This is a genomic window from Streptomonospora halophila, from assembly GCF_039542725.1.
Lineage (GTDB): Bacteria > Actinomycetota > Actinomycetes > Streptosporangiales > Streptosporangiaceae > Streptomonospora > Streptomonospora halophila.
On record NZ_BAABIK010000005.1, the window covers coordinates 60405 to 80124 of the forward strand.

Annotated in this window: 12 protein-coding genes and 1 pseudogene; 7 read left to right on the plus strand and 6 right to left on the minus strand. The window is 72.7% G+C overall.

What is annotated here, in order from left to right; all coding sequences use genetic code 11:
- Nucleotides 1-189: 189 nt before the first annotated feature.
- Together ABEA15_RS06040 and ABEA15_RS06045 are read left to right on the plus strand one after the other, a co-directional pair.
- On the plus strand, nucleotides 190-2355 hold the full coding sequence (locus tag ABEA15_RS06040; protein ID WP_345555807.1) for a S9 family peptidase: 2166 nt from the start codon (nucleotides 190-192) through the stop codon (nucleotides 2353-2355).
- A gap of 693 nt (nucleotides 2356-3048) precedes the next feature.
- Nucleotides 3049-3570 carry a GNAT family N-acetyltransferase gene (locus ABEA15_RS06045; RefSeq protein ID WP_345555808.1) on the plus strand — a complete coding sequence of 174 codons (522 nt, stop codon included), beginning with the start codon at nucleotides 3049-3051 and terminating at the stop codon, nucleotides 3568-3570.
- 362 nt (nucleotides 3571-3932) lie between these two features.
- Here the strand turns inward: ABEA15_RS06045 and ABEA15_RS06050 are convergent, their stop codons facing one another.
- The 4 genes and pseudogenes from ABEA15_RS06050 to ABEA15_RS06070 all read right to left on the minus strand — a co-directional run bounded on the left by ABEA15_RS06050 (nucleotide 3933) and on the right by ABEA15_RS06070 (nucleotide 7431).
- On the minus strand, nucleotides 3933-4538 hold the full coding sequence (locus ABEA15_RS06050) for a regulatory protein RecX (RefSeq protein WP_345555809.1): 606 nt from the start codon (nucleotides 4536-4538) through the stop codon (nucleotides 3933-3935).
- Nucleotides 4531-5250, minus strand: a complete 720-nt coding sequence (locus ABEA15_RS06055; protein ID WP_345555896.1) for a hypothetical protein — start codon at nucleotides 5248-5250, stop codon at nucleotides 4531-4533. Before ABEA15_RS06055 ends, ABEA15_RS06050 begins: the two co-directional genes overlap by 8 nt.
- A gap of 132 nt (nucleotides 5251-5382) precedes the next feature.
- Nucleotides 5383-6858 (minus strand): annotated as a pseudogene (gene recA / locus ABEA15_RS06065) (recombinase RecA); the annotation flags it as partial.
- 378 nt (nucleotides 6859-7236) lie between these two features.
- Nucleotides 7237-7431 carry a DUF3046 domain-containing protein gene (locus tag ABEA15_RS06070; protein ID WP_344140616.1) on the minus strand — a complete coding sequence of 65 codons (195 nt, stop codon included), beginning with the start codon at nucleotides 7429-7431 and terminating at the stop codon, nucleotides 7237-7239.
- Between the two features lie 112 nt (nucleotides 7432-7543).
- On the opposite strand from ABEA15_RS06070, the gene ABEA15_RS06075 reads away from it, so the two are divergent.
- Nucleotides 7544-12331 carry an ATP-dependent helicase gene (locus tag ABEA15_RS06075; protein WP_345555811.1) on the plus strand — a complete coding sequence of 1596 codons (4788 nt, stop codon included), beginning with the start codon at nucleotides 7544-7546 and terminating at the stop codon, nucleotides 12329-12331.
- Nucleotides 12332-12370: 39 nt separating this feature from the next.
- Here ABEA15_RS06075 and ABEA15_RS06080 read toward each other — a convergent pair whose 3' ends face one another.
- Together ABEA15_RS06080 and ABEA15_RS06085 are read right to left on the minus strand one after the other, a co-directional pair.
- A complete protein-coding gene (locus ABEA15_RS06080) occupies nucleotides 12371-12715 on the minus strand; it encodes a hypothetical protein (RefSeq protein WP_345555812.1) in 345 nt (114 codons plus the stop codon).
- A 145-nt stretch (nucleotides 12716-12860) separates the two neighbouring features.
- Nucleotides 12861-14075, minus strand: coding sequence for an ROK family transcriptional regulator (locus ABEA15_RS06085; protein WP_344140622.1), 1215 nt, complete (start codon nucleotides 14073-14075; stop codon nucleotides 12861-12863).
- A 267-nt stretch (nucleotides 14076-14342) separates the two neighbouring features.
- On the opposite strand from ABEA15_RS06085, the gene ABEA15_RS06090 reads away from it, so the two are divergent.
- From ABEA15_RS06090 to ABEA15_RS06105, 4 genes are all read left to right on the plus strand, one after another.
- Nucleotides 14343-15629, plus strand: a complete 1287-nt coding sequence (locus ABEA15_RS06090; RefSeq protein ID WP_345555813.1) for an extracellular solute-binding protein — start codon at nucleotides 14343-14345, stop codon at nucleotides 15627-15629.
- A gap of 83 nt (nucleotides 15630-15712) precedes the next feature.
- On the plus strand, nucleotides 15713-16711 hold the full coding sequence (locus ABEA15_RS06095) for a carbohydrate ABC transporter permease (protein ID WP_344140626.1): 999 nt from the start codon (nucleotides 15713-15715) through the stop codon (nucleotides 16709-16711).
- On the plus strand, nucleotides 16708-17634 hold the full coding sequence (locus ABEA15_RS06100; RefSeq protein WP_344140628.1) for a carbohydrate ABC transporter permease: 927 nt from the start codon (nucleotides 16708-16710) through the stop codon (nucleotides 17632-17634). The genes ABEA15_RS06095 and ABEA15_RS06100 overlap by 4 nt, the downstream gene beginning before the upstream one ends.
- Before the next feature lie 112 nt (nucleotides 17635-17746).
- On the plus strand, nucleotides 17747-19198 hold the full coding sequence (locus tag ABEA15_RS06105) for a glycoside hydrolase family 3 protein (protein WP_345555814.1): 1452 nt from the start codon (nucleotides 17747-17749) through the stop codon (nucleotides 19196-19198).
- The last annotated feature ends 522 nt before the right edge of the window (nucleotides 19199-19720 follow it).

Below are 19720 nucleotides of genomic sequence, written 5' to 3' on the forward strand. Positions count from 1 at the left end.
GCGCACGGCGGATTACAAGTAGGGAACGAATGGCCGCGCCCGCGTCCCGACCTCCGCGGTCACGCGGCACCGCGCCCCGCGCCGTTCACGGCCCCCCTTGCGACTCCATCCGTCCGACTGCACAGACGCCCGCATACCACTAAGGTCGACATGTCATTCCTTAGATACCCCTGAGTGCGAAGTGTCCCCATGACCGACCGCGTGACGGCCCCCTACGGCGCCTGGCCATCGCCGATCGCTGCGAGTGACGTCGCCCGAGGAGAACGCCGACTGGGCCATCCCAGCGTCGCGGGCGACGAGATCTGGTGGGAGGAGTCCCGCCCCGACGAGGGCGGGCGCACCACCGTCATGCACCGCGACTCCGAAGGCGCCCTCACCGAGCTCCTCGGGCCCGAATGGGACGCGGGCACGCGCGTCCATGAGTACGGCGGGCGTTCGTTCCTCCCCGTGCCGCGGGGTGACGACACGGCCGCCACCCGCTACGGCATCGTCTTCGCCAACCGCGCCGACCAGCGGCTCTACCTGCTGACCGAGGGCGCCACCGCGCCCGTGCCGATCAGCCCCGAGCCCGAGACCCCGGGCGGGCTGCGCTACGCCGACCCCGCGCTGGGCGCCGACGGCACGAGCCTGGTCTGCGTCCAGGAGCGCCACCCCGCTCGCGGCACGGCGGAACAGGACGCGCAGGAGAACCGCCCCGTCCGCTCGATCGTGTCGATACCGCTGTCCGGCCGCGCCGCCGACGACCCCGGCGCCGTGACCGAACTGGTCTCCGGCGCCGACTTCTATGCCAGCCCCTCCCCCGCACCCGACGGGCGGCACCTGGCCTGGATCGCCTGGAACCATCCCCGCATGCCCTGGGACGGCACCGAGCTGCGCGTGGGCTCCCTCGACGGCGACGGCCCCGTCGCAGGCGCCTACACCCTCAAGGGCGGTGTCGCCGAGTCCGTACTCTCCCCGCTCTGGCGCGACTCCACCACCCTGGTGTTCCTCTCCGACTGGCCGGGCTGGTGGAACCTCTACGAGATCGGGCTGACCGGCCCGGCCATCGCGCTCTATCCGGCCGAAGAGGAGTTCACCCACGGCTTCTCCCTCGGCCTGCAGCCCTACCGGCGCCTCGACGACGGCCGACTGGTCGCCCTGCACGGCCACGCCGACCTCACCCCGGGCGTCTACGACCCCGGCACCGCCGAGCTCTTCCCACTGGAGACCGGGCTGGAGAGTTGGCAGACCCTGGCCGGCGACGGAACGACCGTCGTGGGCCTGGCCGCGGGTACGCACACCCCGCAGAGCCTCGTCCGGCTGGACCCCGGCACCGGGCGCACCGAGATCCTGCGGCGCTCCCGCGAGGACCTTCCCGATTCCCGGTACCTGCCCACGCCGCGCACCACCGAGTTCAGCGGCCGCTACGGCGGCACCGTGCACGCCACCGTCTACCCGCCCGCCAACGCCGACGCCGTCGGCGAGGGCCGGGCGCCCTACGTGGTGTGGGTGCACGGCGGTCCCGTGGCCAAGGCACTCGGTTCCCTCGACCTCGCCAAGGCCTACTTCACCAGCCGCGGGATCGGCGTCGTCGACGTCAACTACGGCGGCTCCATCGGGTTCGGGCGAACCTACCGCGAACGGCTCCACGGGCAGTGGGGCGTCATCGACGTCGAGGACGCCACGGCCGCCGCCCGCGCCCTGGTCGAGGAAGGCGTCGCCGACCCCGAACGCCTGGCCGTACGCGGCGGCAGCGCCGGCGGGCTCACCACCCTGCTCGCGCTCTGCGGCGACACCTTCGCCTGCGGGACCTCCTCGTGGGGCGTGACCGATCTTCTGCGACTGGCCGCCGAGACCCACGACTTCGAGTCGCGCTACCTGGACGGGCTCGTGGGACCGCTGCCCGGCTACGCGGCCACCTACCGCGAGCGCTCCCCCATCAACCGCGTCGCCGACCTGGCCGCTCCCGTGCTGATCCTGCAGGGCACCGACGACCCCGTCGTTCCGCCCACCCAGGCCCGCGCCCTGGCGTCCGGGCTGGCCGAGCGGTCGATCCGGCACGCCCTGCTGGAGTTCGGCGGCGAGGGCCACGGGCTGCGCTCGGCCGCCAACCAGCAGCGCGCGCTGGAGGCCGAACTGGCCTTCTACGGCGAGGTGTTCGGCTTCACCCCGCCCGACGTGCCGGCGATCGAACTGGTCACCGGGCGCGCGGCCGAGGACGGCCGGGCGGACGGGGCGGAGGGCCCGAGCGCTGACGGGGCCGGCGGTTCCGGGGAGGAGGCCGACGCCGACCTGGTCGCCGAACCGCTGCCGCCGCTGGACGGCGACGGCGGCGCGGAGAGCCGCACCGCCGACGAGCAGGCCGGGCGGCCGTAGCCGTTCGATCCCGAGGACGCCGGCCGTGACCGGCGACCGCGTTCCGGCACCGCGGAGGCTCGCCGCGGCGCCGGACGCGGACCGCGGCCGACGGCGCGGAGGGCGGGAGCGGCCCCGCCGGATGCCCGGCGCCTGCCGCGTACCGCGTCCCCCAGGCCGGGCCGTGCCGTTCGGCGGCGGGCCGACCGCGGGGCACCCGTGTAGGGAATGACCGGATCCGGCCACTGCGATGTCCGGAACGCGCTGGGGAGGAAAGCGCGACCGGACTAGGGTCCTGCGGCCCCGAAACCCGGGAACGAACGCCCTGGTGCACGGCCCGCACGTGTGCTTATACCACGGGCCGGGCGAGCCCTGCCCCCCGAATGCGCGGGAAGCGCTGTCAACCCCGGCTCCACCGCCCGCCGACGCCCGGCGCATCCGGCCCTTGTGGCCGCCCCGGCCCGTCCGTAACCTCTCCGGTGCCGCCGCGGCGCCCCTCGTCGCATGGCGGCTGGGATTGCGCGGTACGGCCCCGCGGCCCCGCCACAGCCCTCGGCGGATCCGCGGGGCCTACCCGTGCCGCGCGGACAGCGACACGCGGCGAACACGCCCTGCCCTCGCCCTGTCCTCCCGAAGCGGCGGCCGTGCCCCGCCGACCGCGCCCGCCCGCCCCGGCCCGCGTACCGGCCGCACCCCCGAGGAGAGGAAGGCGCTATGCCCACCACACGGCTCCTGACCGCGAAGGACGCGCCGGAACTGGCCGAGCTTCTGCAGCGCAACCGCGAGTTCCTCGCCCCCTGGGAACCGGTCCGCGACGACTCCTACTTCACCGCCGACGCCCAGCGGGCCCGACTCGAATACGCCCTCACCCAGCACGCCGCGGGGCGCCTGCTCCCGCTGGCCGTCCTCGACGACACCGGCCGCATCGCCGACCAGGTCACCGTCAACGACATCGTCCGCGGAGCCTTCCAGTCCGCTCCCATCGGCTACTGGGTCGCCGAAGCCTGCAACGGCCGCGGACTGGCCACCAAGGCCGTCGCCGAAACGGTGCAGACCGCCTTCGCCGACCTCGGCCTGCACCGCGTCGAAGCCGCGACCCTGCCGCACAACACCGCGTCACAGCGCGTCCTGCTGCGCAACGGGTTCACCGCCTACGGCAGGGCGCCGCAGTACCTGCACATCGCCGGAAGCTGGCGGGAGCACATCCTCTACCAGGCGATCAACCCGGACGCGTAGCACCGGCCCGACCGCGGCCGCGACCGACCGGGCCGCTCACTGGTCAGTCCGGTGCGGCGCCGTGCGCTGGGTACCGCAGCGGAGAGCAGCTATACGCCCTGCCGGGCGCCTTCTCCAACGGCGCCTCTACCGACGTGCCCACCGCGTAGCCCGAGGCACCGCCGTGCGCCGCCGCCCTTCGCCGGGTCGTCCCGGCATGCCCGCCGGATCGGACCGCCGAGACCTGGCGAGCGCCTCGGCAGCGCTGCGGTGACGCCGCGCGCCCCGGTTCGAGCGGTGCCGGACGGAGGCGGTCACAGAGACAACCCCACCGGGCAACCGATCGTCTGGCGGCGCACCGTCGCGGCTCTGGCCCGGCGCCGCTACTCCGGATCGGGATCCGGCAGTTCCAGTTCGGCGCCCTCGGCCTCCAGCTCCTCGCGCACCACCCGGTAGGCCAGTCCCGCGGAGTAGCCCTTGCGCGCCAGCATGGCCAGTGCCCGGCGCGCTCGCGCGGCGGGGTCGGACGTGCGCGAGCCCGCCAGCTTGCGCCGCGCCAGCCGCCTGGCGGTCTCCTCCTCCTGCTCGGGACTCAGCTCCTCGACTGCGTCGCGCACCGTGTCCTCGGCCACCCCGCGCCGCCGCAGCTCAGCCGCCAGCGCCTTGCGCCCCAGACCGCGCCCGGCGTGGCGGGAGTCGACCCACGCGTCGGCGAAGGCGGCGTCGTCGATCAACCCGACCTCGCTGAACCGCCCCAGCACCGACTCGGCCACGTCGTCGTCGACGCCCCGCCGCCGCAGCGCCTGGGCGAGCTGGGCCCGGGTGCGCGGAGCCGAGGTCAGCAGGCGCAGGCAGATGCCGCGCGCGCCGGCCTCGGGATCCTCGCCGTCCGCGGACCCGCCCGCCCGGGCGCCGGTCTCGGGCGCATCGGCGGCGGTATCGGTGTCGGTGTCGGTGTCGCTGTCGAAGGGCTCGTGCGCGTCAGGCATCCGCTGGCGGCGGGGTGGCCTTGGTCCTGCTCGCCCGCTTGGGCGGTGCGGCGGCCGGAGCGGCGGCGTCGGTCTCCTTGACCGCGGCCTCCTTGGCGCCGGTCTCCCTCGCCCCTGCGGCCTTGGCGGCATCGGGCGCCTTGGCGGAGTCGGGCCCCTTGGCGGAGTCGGGCCCCTTGGCGTCGGCGGCGGCCGCGGAGTCCGCGGAGTCGTTGCCCGCGCCGGGCACGCCCAGCTTCTCCTTGATCTTCTTCTCGATCTCGTTGGCCATGTCGACGTTCTCGCGCAGGAAGTTGCGGGAGTTCTCCTTGCCCTGCCCGAGCTGGGTGCCCTCGTAGGTGTACCAGGCTCCCGACTTGCGCACGACGCCCTGCTCCACACCGAGGTCGATCAGCCCGCCCTCACGCGAGATGCCCACGCCGTAGAGGATGTCGAACTCCGCCTGCTTGAACGGCGGCGCCACCTTGTTCTTCACGACCTTGACCCGCGTGCGGTTCCCGACCGCGTCGGTCCCGTCCTTCAACGTCTCGATCCGCCGGATGTCGAGCCGCACCGACGCGTAGAACTTCAACGCCCGGCCGCCGGTGGTCGTTTCGGGGCTGTTGTGCACCATGACCCCGTCGGCGAAGTAATTGTGGCTGCCCTCCACCTCGATGTCGTATCGTCCGGTGCGCCCCGCGGTCGGAGCCTTCGGAGTAACTTCCCGCACCACTGCTGGACTAGGCCGCAAAACGGGCTCGGACAATTCGGGCTCGGCATTGAAGTAGCCGCGAAGCCCAGGCAGAAGCTTGTAATCCAGCGATGGGTGAATATAGGGTGCAATAAATTCTTGGAATTTCTTGGAGGACTCTGCACTGAATGTAAGCGTGTTGATTTTCCGTGCGCCTCGCGGACGCAATTTTACGTCGAACTCCAAGGTATCACGAAGATAGTCGGCGATCCGCTGCCTCGATCCAGGACTCATGGCCTCGACGCAGATTTCGACGCGTCCGCTACCTCCCTCGGTGCGAGCCTGGCGCCCATCGATTCGCAACGCAAATGAACCGTCATCCATATACCAGATCGCCAGTGCCAGTGGCGTCAGACTCTTCAGGTAGTCCCAGGTTATGTGTTTCTTACCGTCTCCCGCATAAACCGTCCGGCGAAGTTCGCCCAATTCGGCTAGTGGAGTAAAGTCAGCGAAGACGGCACCTTTCGCATTCGATGTCACCGAGTGAGGGATGTTTTCCAGCATAGCGACTTTCCAATTCAGGTAGTCCGCTTGCTTGGCACCGTGCCCCATCCGAAATCGTCCGCTCTCTGCGTCCTCACCCACAGGCGCGGACAGACACCCGTCCCCCAGCAGTGAACCCAGCACCACCTGCTTTTGAACCTCGTTCAGATAGTAGTGCTGCGCGAGCATGACCCGGTCCCCAGGCATGATGTCGCCGGCCTCCCGCCAACCGCCCGGCGTCCGCACGAGGTGGTTCGGGGTGAGGTCCATGTAGGCACTCCCATAGCCCCTTCCACCTCCGGCGCGCTCTACCCTGAAGTGCAGAAACTCTTCCGTTCGGCCGTTGTCGAACCAGTTGGTGACACGCCGTGGAACGATTTCTCCGATTTCAGGGTCGTAGGAAAGGACTTCTACGTCCATTTTTTGGTTTACAATTTTTCCAATGCGTTCCCGAGTCCCGTCAGCCAACGTCACCCAAGTATCCCAGGATGCGCATCCGAACATGACACCGACTTTCTCCCGCAATTGGTTGATAAATATCGCGGTCGTTCCAGTCTGGTGCAATGCGCCCGCGATTTTGCGGAGGGCCTGGGACATCAGTCGGGCCTGGAGGCCGACGTGGCTGTCGCCCATCTCGCCTTCGATCTCGGCGCGGGGCACGAGGGCGGCTACGGAGTCGACGACCAGGATGGAGACCGCGCCGGAGCGGATCAGCATGTCGGCGATCTCCAGCGCCTGTTCACCGGTGTCGGGCTGGGAAAGCAGCAGATCGTCGGTGTTGACACCGATTTTCTTGGCGTATTCAGGGTCGAGCGCATGCTCCGCATCGATGAATGCGGCAATCCCTCCGGCCTTTTGTGCGCTCGCCACGGCATGCAGCGCCACACTGGTCTTCCCCGACGACTCTGGTCCGAATATCTCTACAACACGCCCGCGGGGAATTCCTCCGATACCCAATGCGACATCGAGGGAAATGGAGCCGGATGGAATGGATTCGACCGGCGGGCGGTCGTCATCGCCTAGGCGCATGACGGAGCCCTTGCCGAACTGGCGCTCGATCTGAGCGAGCGCGGTCTCGAGAGCCTTCTCTCGATCAGCAGCAGCCACGGGAAACCCCTGTTGGGTCGTCGTCTTCTTGTTCATCTTGGGTGTGACGCTACGCGGCGGCGGGGACAAACCTCGACCGCGTCGGCGCGCCTGTGGACAAGTGCTCGGCGGCCGCGTGCCTGCCGCCGAGTGCGTGTCCACTCGCGGACGCCCGCCCAAGGGGCGTCGTGGTCCGCCGGAGGCCGATACCGCACCTCCCGGTTCAGGATGGTCGGCCCCGGATACACCGCAACCCTACCCGAACCTCTGTTCGATCGCCTGCCCTCCCCAGGCGTCCGGGCGCGTCGCCTGCGCGGCGGTCCCGGGCGGACCGGCCGGCCCTTTACGCTCCGGCCCGGGTCTGCGACCTGCTTGCGCCGGTTGCTCGCGAGCGCGCCGTCAGCGTGCGGCGGCGGGCAGGTCGAATGCTTCGCAGACGGCCCGCCACACCTCCTTGGCGCTGATGCCGTCGGCGAGCGCCTGGTCGACCGTGCGCGAGCCGAGCGAGTCGATGACGTGGTCGCGGGCGAGGCTCGCGGCGTAGGCCTCGCCGAACTGCCCGTTCATGCGCTCCCAGAAGTGTGAAAGTCTCATCCCCTCCAGTATCGGCCGCCGCCCCGGTGCTGTCACCTCCGCCGACGCCCCTTGGGAACGGGCCCGGGCCGGTCTCCGCGGTTTCGTCTCAAGGGCGTTGCAGACTGGGCACATGTCCTCGGCAGACGATCCCGGCTCCCGGTCCGGCGGCTCCGGCGCCCGCGGGCGGGGCGGTCCGCTGGGCCGCTTCTCGGGACCCACGCGCACCTGGTTCGAGCGTGCGTTTCCCGCCGGTCCCACCCCCGCGCAGACGGGCGCGTGGGAGTCGGTCGCGCGGGGTGAGAACACGCTGGTCGTGGCCCCTACGGGGTCGGGGAAGACGCTGTCGGCGTTCCTGTGGGCGCTGGACGGCCTGGCGTCGCGTCCGGTGCCCGAGGAGCGGGTGCGGCGCTGCCGGGTGCTCTACGTCTCGCCGCTGAAGGCGCTCGCCGCCGACATCGAGCGCAACCTGCGGGCGCCGCTGTCGGGCATCCGGCGCGAATCCGTGTCGGCCGGCCTCGGGGCGCCCGACGTGTCGGTCGCGATGCGCACCGGCGACACCCCCGCCGACCAGCGGCGCAAACTCGCCTCGGCGCCGCCCGACATCCTGATCACCACGCCCGAGTCGCTGTTTCTGGTGCTGACCTCGCAGGCGCGCGCCGGCCTGGCGGGGGTCGAGACGGTGATCGTCGACGAGGTGCACGCCCTGGCGGGCACGAAGCGGGGCGCGCACCTGGCGCTGAGCCTGGAGCGGCTGGACGCGATGCTCGGCGCGCCGGCGCAGCGGATCGGGCTGTCGGCGACGGTGCGGCCGCCGGAGGAGGTCGCGGCGTTCCTCGGCGGGCCGCGCCCCGCCTCGGTGGTGGCGGCGGCGGAGGCTCCGTCGCTGGACGTGCGGATCGTGGTGCCCGTCGAGGACATGACCGAGTTGGAGGCGGCGGTGCCGTCGGCGCGCGCCGACGACCGGGCGTCGAAGGCGCGGACCTCGATCTGGCCGCATGTCGAGGAGCGGGTGCTGGACCTGGTCGAGGAGCACCGCTCCTCGATCGTGTTCTGCAACTCGCGGCGGGTGGCCGAGCGGCTGTGCGCGCGGTTGAACGAGCTGGCCGACGAGCGCCGGGCGCCGGGCGGCGGCGCCGGCGGGGGTTCGGCCGGCGCTTCGGGGGCGGCGGGTCCGCCCGGTGCGCCTTCCCTCGCACCGGGCGGCCGGCCGAACGGGCGGGCGCGCCTGTCGCCGGCCGAGGTGATGGCCGAGGCGGGCCAGACCTACGGCGCCGAGGCGGGCGTGGTGGCGCGGGCGCACCACGGTTCGGTGTCCAAGGACGAGCGCGCGGTGATCGAGGCGGACCTCAAGGAGGGGCGGCTGCCGTGCGTGGTGGCCACGTCCAGCCTCGAACTGGGCATCGACATGGGCGCGGTGGACCTGGTGGTGCAGGTGGAGTCGCCGCCGTCGGTGGCCGGGGGCCTGCAGCGGGTGGGGCGCGCCGGCCACACGGTGGGCGGGGTCTCGCGCGGGGTGGTGTTCCCGAAGTTCCGCGGCGACCTCCTGGCGGCGTCGGTGGTGGTCGAGCGGATGCGCGCGGGCCGGATCGAGGAGCTGCGGATGCCGCGCAATCCGCTGGACGTGCTGGCGCAGCAGGTCGTGGCCATGGCGGCGATGGACGAGTGGGAGGTGGCGGAGCTGGGTGCGCTGGTGCGGCGTGCGGCCCCGTTCGCGTCGCTGCCGGACTCGGCGCTGTCGGGGGTCTTGGACATGCTGTCGGGGCGCTACCCCTCCGACGAGTTCGCGGAGCTGCGGCCGCGGGTGGTGTGGGACCGCGACGCCGGGGGCGCGGGCTCGGGCGGGACCGTGTCGGGGCGGCCGGGCGCGCAGCGGTTGGCCGTGACCAGCGGCGGGACGATTCCGGATCGGGGCACCTACGCGGTGCACCTGGCCTCCGCGGGGGGCGCGGGGCCCTCGCGGGTGGGCGAGCTGGACGAGGAGATGGTCTACGAGTCGCGGGTGGGCGACGTGTTCGTGCTGGGTGCGAGCGCGTGGCGGATCGAGTCGATCACCGCGGACCGGGTGATGGTGTCGCCGGCACCGGGGCGCCCGGGGCGGCTGCCGTTCTGGAAGGCCGATGCGCTGGGGCGCCCGGCGGAGCTGGGGCGCGCGATCGGCGCGATGGCGCGCGAGGTGCGGGGGCTGGAGGAGTCCGCGGCCGTCGAGCGCGCCCGGGGCGCCGGGTTGGACGGGTGGGCGGCGGCCAACCTGGTGGACTATCTGACCGAGCAGGCGGAGTCGACGGGGTGGGTGCCCGACGACCGCACGGTCGTGGTGGAGCGGTTCCGCGACGAGTTGGGCGACTGGCGCGCGGTCGTGCATTCGCCGCTGGGCGCCCGGGTGCATGCGCCGTGGGCGCTGGTGGTGGGCGCGCGGCTGCGCGAGCGCTACGGGATGGACGCGCAGGTGGTGCACGGCGACGACGGGATCGTGGTGCGGCTGCCGGACGTGGAGGAGGCCGGTGCCGCCGGGCGGTCGGGCGGCGGCCTGGTGGAGTCGCTGATGGTGGACCCGGAGGAGGTCGAGGACGCGGTTTCGGCGGAGCTGGGCTCCTCTGCGCTGTTCGCGGCCCGGTTCCGGGAGTGCGCGGCGCGCGCGCTGCTGCTGCCGCGGCGGCGTCCGGGGCGGCGCATGCCGTTGTGGCAGCAGCGGCAGCGTTCGGCGCAGCTGCTGTCGGTGGCGGGCAGGTTCGGGTCGTTTCCGATCGTGTTGGAGGCGGCGCGGGAGTGTCTGCGCGACGTGTTCGACGTGGATTCGCTCGCGTCGCTGATGGCCGATGTGCGTGCGCGGCGGGTCCGGGTGGTCGAGGTCGAGACGCAGAGGGCGTCGCCGTTCGCGCAGTCGCTGCTGATGGGATACACGGCGGCGTTCCTGTACGAGGGCGACGCCCCCGCGGCGGAGTTGCGTGCGCAGGCGCTGACGCTGGACTCGGGGCTGCTGGCGGACCTGCTGGGCCAGGCGGATCTGCGGGAGCTGCTCGACGGGCAGGCGGTGGCCGAGTACGAGGCGTGGTTGCAGCGCCTTGCGCCGGAGCGGCGGGTGGATCCGGCGTGGGGGCGCGAGGGTGCAGCGGACCTCCTGCGGGAGCTGGGGCCGCTGAGCGCCGAGGAGGCGGAGGAGCGCGGCGCCGGCGCGGAGTCGCTGGCGGAGCTGGAGCGTGCGGGGCGCGCTGTTCCGGTTCGTGTGGGCGGTGAGCCGCGGTGGGCGGCGGTGGAGGACGCCGCGCGGCTGCGCGACGGCGCGGGTGTGCGGCTGCCGGAGTGGCTGTCGGAGGCCTCCGGCACCTCGGACGGGGCGTTCGCGGGTGCGGCCGAGGCGTTCGCGGCTCCGGTGGCCGATCCGCTGGGCGACCTGGTGTCGCGGTTCGCGCGCACGCACGGGCCGTTCACGGCTCAGGGGGTGGCCGATCGGTTCGGTGTCGAACGCGAGGCGGCGTTGGAGGTACTGCACCGGCTCGCGGTCGCCGGGCGTGTGGTCGAGGGCGAGTTCCGGCCGGGCGGCCGGGGGACGGAGTGGTGCGAGACGGATGTGCTGCGTGCGTTGCGGCGGCGCTCGGTCGCGCGGCTGCGGCGCGAGGTGGAGCCGGTGCCGCAGCGGGCGCTGGGCCGGTTCGTCCCGGCGTGGCAGCGCGTGGGGCCGGGCCGGCGGTCGGGGGGCGCCGACGGCGTGTTCGCGGCGGTGGAGTCGTTGCGGGGGGCGCCGGTGCCGGCGTCGGCGCTGGAGTCCCTGGTGCTGCCGGCGCGGGTCGAGGGGTATGCGCCGGCGCTGCTGGACGAGCTGACCCATGCCGGCGAGGTGCTGTGGGCGGGCGCGGGGCCGCTGGCGGGCAACGACGGGTGGGTGTGCCTGGTCCCGGCCGACGAGGCGGAGCTGCTGCTGCCGGAGCCGGCGCCGGAGGAGTCCGGGGCGTCGCGGGCGCGGGCGGGTGTGCTGGCGGCGCTGCGTGCGGGCGGCGCGCTGTTCTTCCGGGACGTGGCCGACCGGGTGGTGCGCGCCGAGGGCGCGGCGGCGGTCTCGGATGCGGCGGTGGTGGCGGCGCTGTGGGACCTGGTGTGGTCGGGGCTGGTCGGCAACGACTCGCTGTCGGCGCTGCGCGCGCTGCTCGGGTCCGGGTCCACGGCGCATCGGAGCCGGTCGCGGCGGCCGGTGATGCCGAGCCGGACGGGCCCGCCCACGGCGGCGGGGCGGTGGTGGCTGCTGCCGGAGCGCGAGGCCGATGCCACGCGGCGGCTGGCGGCGGGCACCTCGGCGCTGCTGGACCGCTACGGGGTCGTCACGCGCGGCTCGGTGGTGGCCGAGCAGGTGCGGCGGGGCGACCGCCGTTCGGGCGGGCGCGGCGCGGGCGGCTTCAGCGCGGTGTATCCGGTGCTGCGGGGGTTCGAGGACGCGGGGCGCGCGCGGCGGGGGTACTTCGTCGACGGGTTGGGGGCGGCACAGTTCGCGCTTCCCGGCGCCGTGGACCGGCTGCGTTCGCTCGGCGGCCAGGAGGCTCCGGCGGGTGCGCGGGACGGCGGCGACCCGCTCGTCCTGGCGGCGGCCGATCCGGCCAACGTCTACGGCGCGGCTCTGCCGTGGCCGCCGGTGGCGGAGTCGGCGGGGCGCCCGGGGCGGAAGGCGGGTGCGCTGGTGGTTCTGGACGGCGGCGCGCCGACGCTGTACCTGGAGCGCGGGGGCCGCTCGGCGCTGACGTTCGGCTCGGGTGCCGCGGAGTTGGAGCGTGCGGCGCGTGCGCTGGCCGAGCTGGTGCACGGCGGCCGGGTCGCGTCGGTGTCGGTGCAGCGCTGCGACGGCGGCGAGGTGTTCGGGACGCCGTTGGAGACCGCTCTGCTGGGGGCGGGCTTCCACGCCACCCCGAAGGCGCTGCGGCTGCGGCGGTGAACAGGGGGTGGATTCAGGAACCGCCGCGGCAGGCGGTGGTCACGATCCCGTGGAGTGCTTCGAACGCTTGCACTTGCTGCATATGGGATTGCTCATCGGATCGGCCGTACCGCAGTAGTTGCAGTAGCACTCGTCGGCGTGGTGCCGTCCCAGCAGGATGTCCTCGTAGAGGACCCATTCCACGCGCAGCTCCATCCGCGAGTTGAACCGCTTGGGGAGCGGCCGCCCGCAGCTCCAGCAGTCGGCGATGAAGTCCCGGTCGGCATTGACCGTCGCCTGGCAGTTAGGGCAGTAGGCGAACCAGAGCAGGGCGTGGCCGTCGTCTCCGGCCGGCACCGCGACCCGCACGCCGTGGAGCGCTCGGCCTCGTTCGACGTTGTCCATGGCCCCAAAGCGTGCACTTCACGCTGTCCGGCCACGGTGCGGTCACCGATCCGTTGCATCCGGTGCGCTCGGAGGGAGCGGTCGGGGTCCGGGGCGGTCGGGCCGCCCCGGACCGGCGGCGGTGCGGTGGCGGCCTCCCCGCGTGTCATTCCACGGTGGAGTCGAAGACGTCCTCGCGGGCGTGCTGGAGGGCGGACAGGAGTGCGCCGCGCAGGACGGGCGCCTCGACGCGGCCGACGCTGACCTGGGGTGCGTTGGGTCCGATGCGGGCGGCGGCGTCGGCGACACGGCGGGCGAGGACGTCTCCGCCGCTCTGGGCGACCTCGCCGCCGAGCACGACGAGTCCGGGGTCGAGGACGACGCACACGGCCGCGACGCCGCGGGCGATGCGTTCGGCGAGCTCGTCGAGGAGGCCTTCGCCGGGCGGGCCGGCTTCGGCGGCGGCGGTGAGGACGTCGCCGACGGTCCTGCCGGCGAATCCGTGGGACTCCCCGAGTGCGAGGATCTCCTGGGCGCCGACGAGGGCCTGGAAGCCGTGGGCGATGGTGGGCCGCTCCGCGGTGCGGCGCATGGACTGGTAGCCGCCGGGCAGGCCGACGTCGCCGGGCAGCGGGGCACCGGGGACGGGCAGGTAGCCGATCTCGCCGGCGCCGCCGGTGGTGCCCCAGTGGACGCGGTCGTCGAGCATGATCGCCATGCCGACGCCGCCGCCTCCGCCCAGCCAGATGAGGACGAAGTCGGAGACGTCCTCGCCCGCGCCTTCGGCGTGTTCGGCGAGGGCGGCGAGGTTGACGTCGTTCTCGATTCGGACGACGGGCCCGAGGTCGGTGCGCAGCGCCTGGAAGGCGTCTTCGAGCCAGGTGTGCAGGTCGAAGGAGAAGCGTACGGCTCCCGTGCGGGGGTCGACGACGCCGGGGGTGCCGATGGTGCAGGCGCTGAGCCGGTCCGGGGGGACCTCGCAGGTCTGCAGAAGCCGTTTGACGGCGCGGTTGACCTGGGCGACGGGGTCCGGGGTGTCGCCGGGGTCGAGTGTGAACTCGCCGGTGATCTGGCCGGTGATGTCGGCGAGGGCTCCGGTCACCTCGCCCGCGCGGATGTCCAGCGCCAAGGCGTAGGCGCTGGAGGGCACGACGGCGTAGAGGGCGGCGTTGGGTCCGCGGCCGCCGGCCTGGCTGCCGACGACGTGCACGAGCCGGCGCTCTTCGAGGCGGGCGAGCAGCTGGGAGGCGGTCACCTTGGACAGGCCGGTCTCCTGGCCGAGTTGGGTGCGGGTCAGCGGCCCCGACGCCAGCAGGAGCTCCAGGGCCGCCCGGTCGTTGAGCTGGCGCAGCAGGCGCGGAGTCCCCGGACGTCGAGACATAACCGTGACACTCCGTTCTCTATCCATTAGGAAAGTTTCTTGTTAGTTTAGCGGCCAATCAGCGGAGGCGCCCACCCGGCGCCGTTCGCCTCACCCCTGCCGGGCCCGGCGGTGGGCAGGGCGGTTCTTCCGAACGCACACCCGCTATCCCAGCACACTCGAACCGACGACGAAGCCCGCATCGCGCTTGCAGCCGAGCCAGAGGTGGCCGGGGGCGTCCTCTCGACGCAACGTCGCGCGCGGCAACGCGTGAAGGGAGAGACCAGCATGAGATCCCTGAAGACCGCAGCCTTTTCGACAGCGGTGCTCCTGGCCGCGACCGCCTGCGGCGGAGGCGGCTCCGAGGACGGCGCATCCGAGGCTCCCGACAGCCTGACCGTGTGGGTCATGGGCACGGCCCAGAAGCCCATCGAGAAGTACTTCGACACCGTGGAGCAGCGCTACCAGAAGGACCACCCCGGCACCAAGGTCGAGGTGGAGTTCATCCCCTGGCCCGACGCCCAGCAGTCCATCAACAACGCGCTGGCCGGCGGCGACGCCCCCGACGTGCTGGAGGTCGGCAACGACCAGGTGGCCAACTGGGCCTCCCAGGGCGCGATCATGGACATCACCTCCCGCACGGAGTCCTGGGGCGCGGTGGCCGACATGGACCAGGCGGCCGTCGAGTACGGCACCTACGACGGCTCCCAGTACGGCATCCCCTGGTTCTCCGGGGTGCGCACGCTCTACTACCGCGCCGACTGGCTGAAGGACATCGGCATGGAGCCGCCCCAGACCTGGGACGAGCTGGTCGAGGTCGCCAAGGCGATCGAGAAGGAGAAGGACGTGTCGGGCTTCGCGGCCCCGACCGACTTCACCAACGGCATCGCCAGCTTCATCTGGAGCAACGGCGGCGAGATCGCCGTCCAGCAGGACGGCAAGTGGCAGGGGCGGCTGACCTCCGCTGAGACCCAGGAGGCCATCGAGTTCTACGCCGGGCTGACCTCCGAGGAGAAGATCTCCCCGCAGTCCTACGTCGGCGAGAACGAACTGGTGCCGCTGGCCGACATGGCCAACGGCGAGGTCGGCATGTACATCGACGGCGGCTGGGCGCTGACCTCCATGGAGGAGCAGGCCGAGGACCCGTCGGTGCTGGAGAGCATCGAGGCCGCGCCCATCCCCGGAGCCGACGGCACCGCGCCCGCCTTCGCCGGCGGCTCGGCGCTGACGCTGTTCTCCACCACCGAGCACCCCGACGCGGCCTGGGACCTGCTCACGGTCATGGGCGACAAGAAGGGCGGACAGGGCTACGCCGACGCGGCGGGCTACTTCCCGGCCTACCCCGCGATGCTCGACGACGAGGCCTACCAGTCCGACCCCGTCACCGCGGCCGCCGCCGAGCAGATGAGGAACACCCAGTTCTTCCCGACGACGCCGAACTGGAACTCCGCCGACCAGGACGGCAAGATCCTGCCCGGCGCCGTGCTGGACATCGTCAAGGGCAAGGACCCCGACACCGTCCTGGAACAGGCGAACAAGGAGCTGACCGAGACGCTGAACAAGCCGGTCGCCTGAGTCCCCAGCCCTCGCGGTGATCGCCGGGGCGGCGGTGCCCTCTCCTCCCGCCGCCCCGGACCCGACCTGATTGCGAAGTCCCCATGGCACAGACCGCCGAAGCGGTGCGGGAGCAGACCCCGCCGGAGCCGCCGCCCGCCGGGCCCGGCGGCCCCGGTCCGGGGCGCCGCCGCCGCTTGGTCCCCACGCCCTACCTGCTGATCGCCCCCGCACTCGTCATCCTGGCGCTGGTGCTGGTGTGGCCGGTGGTGCAGATGGTGTGGAACTCCCTGCACTCCTATACGATCCGCCATCTGCTGCCCAACGCGCCCGCGCCGGAGTGGAACGACTTCGCGCACTACCGCCGGCTGCTCAGCGACCCCGAGTTCTGGACCATCCTGCGCAACACCGTGGTCGTGTGCGTGCTGATGGTGGGCGTGACCATGGTGCTGGGCACCCTGGTGGGCATCCTGCTGCACCGGCTGCCGCGCTGGTTCTCGGTGGCGGTCTCCGTGGGGATGATGCTGGCCTGGGCCACCCCCGCGATCAGCGCCTCGCTGGTCTTCCGCTGGCTGTTCCTGCCCGAGCGGGGCCTGGTCAACGTGGCGCTGGACCGGCTGCCGGACTGGCTCGTGGGCGGCGGCTGGCTGAACTACAACTGGTTCCTGGAGCCGGTGTCGCTGTTCAGCGTGCTGATCACGGTGATCGTCTGGCAGTCGTTCCCGTTCATCGCCGTCTCGGTGCTGGCCGGCCTGAAGAGCATCCCGCACGAGCTCTACGAGGCCGCCCGGGTCGACGGCGCCGGCGGCTGGCGCTCGTTCTGGAACGTCACCTTCCCGATGCTGCGCCCGCTGTTCGCGCTGCTGCTGGTGCTGCAGATCATCTGGGACCTGCGGGTGTTCACCCAGCTCTACATCCTGGCCAACAGCTTCCAGAACAAGTCGGTCTACCTGCTCTCGTACTACATCTACCAGCAGGGGTTCTCGGCCAGCCCGGCCAACTACGGCATGGGCTCGGCGATCGCGGTGGTGATGACCGTGATGATCCTGGCCGTCACTGCCTACTACCTGCGCATCATGATCCGCCAGGGGGAGACCCGATGACCGCGACAACCGGGGCGCGCCCAGCGCCCGCCGCCCCGCGCCGCCGGCGCCGCGCCCCCGCCGGGGTGCTGGTGCGCAGGGCCGGCCTGTACGCCGCCGGCGCCGCCGTGTTCCTGTTCTCGGTATTCCCCGTCTACTGGATGGTGGCCACCGCGTTCAAGCCGGTCGGCGAGATCTTCTCCAAGAACACCCGGCTGTTCCCGGAAACGCTGACGCTGGAGCACTTCGACCGGGTGATCAACGGCCAGCTCATCCCCGGCGTGCGCTTCTGGGAGTTCCTCGCCAACAGCCTGATGGTGACGCTGGGCTCGGTCGCGGCGGGCGCCGTGCTGTCGCTGCTGGCGGCGGTCGCGGTGGCCCGGTTCCGCTTCCGGATGCGCGGGGCCTTCATCATCCTGCTGATGGTCATCCAGATGGTGCCCGCCGAGGCGCTGATCATCTCGATCTTCATCAATTTCCGGCGCTTCCAGGACGCCACCGGCCTGCAGATGCTGGGCAACCTGTCGGGCATCCTCGTGGTCTACACGGCGGTGTCGCTGCCCATCACGATCATGATGCTGCGCGGCTTCGTGGCGGCGGTGCCCAAGGAGCTGGAGGAGGCCGCCGCCATCGACGGCGCCGGACCCTGGACGGTGTTCTGGCGGATCCTCATGCCGCTGGTCGCCCCCGGCCTGGTGGCCGCCAGCATCTTCGCCTTCATCACGGCCTGGAACGAGTTCATCGTCGCGCTGACCTTCCTGGGCCGCAGCACGGAGGAGTACACGCTACCGCTGTCGCTGTCCTACTACTTCGGCCGGTTCGGCACGGAGTGGGGCTCGATCATGGCCGCCTCCACGCTGCTGACCCTGCCCGTGATGGCGTTCTTCCTGTTCGTCCAGCGCCGCATGGTGTCGGGCCTGACCATGGGCGCGGTCAAGGGCTGAGGGCCCTCCACCCGCCCGCCCCGTCCCGGGCCGGTGCCGCACCCGCCCCGGCGCGGCACCGGCCGCCGCCGCGCGCCCGCACCACCGCCCTTTCCTCGTGAACGGAGTCCCCATGCCCGCTGATCCGCGCCTGGACCGCCTCGCCAACGCCACCCTGCTGGTGCCGTTCGAGTCCTACGACGCCCCGACGTGGGTACTCGACGGGCTCGCGGGCGGCATGGCCGGCGTCTGCCTGTTCCACAACAACATCGCCGACACCGAGCAGGTGGCGCGGTTGAACGCGCAGCTGGGCGAGGCCGCCGAAGCGCCGCTGATCTCGCTGGACGAGGAGGGCGGCGACGTGACCCGGATCGGTCAGAGGCGGGGCAGCGGCTACCCCGGCAACGCCGCGCTCGGCGCGGTCGACGACGCCGACCTGACGCGGGCGGTGCACCGCTCGCTGGGGGCGCAGCTGCGCCGGCTGGGCTTCACCATGGACCTGGCGCCCTCGGCCGACGTCAACACGGAGGCGGAGAACCCGGGCATCGGCACGCGCTCCTTCGGCGCCGACGCCGCGCTGGTCTCCCGCCACACCGCGGCCGCGGTGTCCGGACTGCAGGAGGGCGGCGTGGCGGCCTGCGCCAAGCACTTCCCCGGCCACGGCGCCACCCGGCAGGACTCCCACCTGGAGCTGCCGGTCGTGGGCGCCGACCGCGAGCTGCTGTTCGAGCGGGAGCTGAAGCCCTTCCAGGCGGCCATCGAGGCGGGCGTGCGCAGTATCCTCACCGCCCACATCCGCCTGCCCGAGCTGGGGCTGAGCGGCCCGGCGACGCTGGCGCCCAGCGTCGTGAGCGGGCTGCTGCGCACCGAGCTCGGGTTCGACGGCGCGATCGTCACCGACGCGATCGAGATGGAGGGGGTCAGCGCCCGCATCGGCATCCCCGAAGCGGCGGTGCAGGCGCTGATCGCCGGATGCGACCTGCTGTGCCTGGGCCGGTTCGTCTACGCCGACGGAGTGGCCGCCGTCCGCAGAGCCATCACCGAGGCGGTCGCCGAGGGGCGCCTGAGCGCGGAGCGCCTGGAGGAGGCGGCCTGGCGCACGTCGCAGTTGCGGGCCTGGACGGCCGACCGGCCGACGGCCGAGGTGGCCGAGCACATCGGGCTGGACTCGGCGCGGCGGGCGGTGCGGGTCGAGGGCGAGCTGGGCTCGCTGCGCGACCCGGTGGTGGTCGAGATCGACGCGCCGCCGGGCATCGCGGTGGGCGAGGTCCCGTGGGGGCTGTCACCGTGGTTTCCCGGGACCCGGCGGCTGGACGCCGCCGCGGCGGACGCGGCCGAGGTGCTGGAGGCGGCCCGCTCCCGTGACCTGGTGGTGGTCGTGCGCGACGCGCACCGCTATCCCGACACACGGCAGTTCGTCGACGAGCTGTGCCGGCTGCGCCCGGAGCTGGTGGTGGTCGAGATGGGCCTGCCGGCGTGGCGCCCGCGGTGCCGGGCGCACATCAGCACCTACGGCGCGGCGCGGGTCAACGGCCAGAGCGCGGCCGAACTTCTGGGGGCGCCCGCGGGCGCGTCGGTAGGGTGAGAAGGGCGGGGGCGCTCGGCGCCGCCCGCCGGCCGGGCGCCGCCGAGCGCGCTTCGCCGCAGACTCGCGCCTAGGAGAACCACTGATGCAGCTCACCGCCGCTTCCCCGCCACTCCGCGGCCCCGCTGGCGCGCCGAACCCCGCTCCCGCGGCATAATCGCAGCATGCGCCTTTCTGCCCGGGTCGACTACGCATTGCGTGCCGCGGCCGAGCTCGCCGCCGCCAGTGGCGGCCCGGTGACGGCCGAACAGCTGGCGCGTGCCCAGGCCATCCCCGGAAAGTTCTTGGAGAACATCCTGACCCAGCTGCGCCGTGCAGGGCTCGTGCGCAGCCAGCGGGGCCCGGTCGGCGGCTACTGGCTGGCCCGGTCCCCCGCCGACATCTCGCTGGCCGACGTGATCCGCGCGGTCGACGGCCCTCTGGCCAACGTCCGCGGCGAGCGCCCCGAGCACGTCGACTACGACGGTGCGGCGCGCAGCCTCCAGCAGGTGTGGATCGCGCTGCGGGCCAGCGAGCGCTCGA

Coding starts and splice junctions, on each gene's coding strand:
- ABEA15_RS06095 (WP_344140626.1), top strand. CDS start 15,713: ATGGCACAGACCGCCGAAGCGGTGCGGGAGCAGACCCCGCCGGAGCCG.
- ABEA15_RS06105 (WP_345555814.1), top strand. CDS start 17,747: ATGCCCGCTGATCCGCGCCTGGACCGCCTCGCCAACGCCACCCTGCTG.
- ABEA15_RS06100 (WP_344140628.1), top strand. CDS start 16,708: ATGACCGCGACAACCGGGGCGCGCCCAGCGCCCGCCGCCCCGCGCCGC.
- ABEA15_RS06045 (WP_345555808.1), top strand. CDS start 3,049: ATGCCCACCACACGGCTCCTGACCGCGAAGGACGCGCCGGAACTGGCC.
- ABEA15_RS06075 (WP_345555811.1), top strand. CDS start 7,544: ATGTCCTCGGCAGACGATCCCGGCTCCCGGTCCGGCGGCTCCGGCGCC.
- ABEA15_RS06080 (WP_345555812.1), bottom strand. CDS start 12,715: ATGGACAACGTCGAACGAGGCCGAGCGCTCCACGGCGTGCGGGTCGCG.
- ABEA15_RS06040 (WP_345555807.1), top strand. CDS start 190: ATGACCGACCGCGTGACGGCCCCCTACGGCGCCTGGCCATCGCCGATC.
- ABEA15_RS06085 (WP_344140622.1), bottom strand. CDS start 14,075: ATGTCTCGACGTCCGGGGACTCCGCGCCTGCTGCGCCAGCTCAACGAC.
- ABEA15_RS06090 (WP_345555813.1), top strand. CDS start 14,343: ATGAGATCCCTGAAGACCGCAGCCTTTTCGACAGCGGTGCTCCTGGCC.
- ABEA15_RS06070 (WP_344140616.1), bottom strand. CDS start 7,431: ATGAGACTTTCACACTTCTGGGAGCGCATGAACGGGCAGTTCGGCGAG.
- ABEA15_RS06050 (WP_345555809.1), bottom strand. CDS start 4,538: ATGCCTGACGCGCACGAGCCCTTCGACAGCGACACCGACACCGACACC.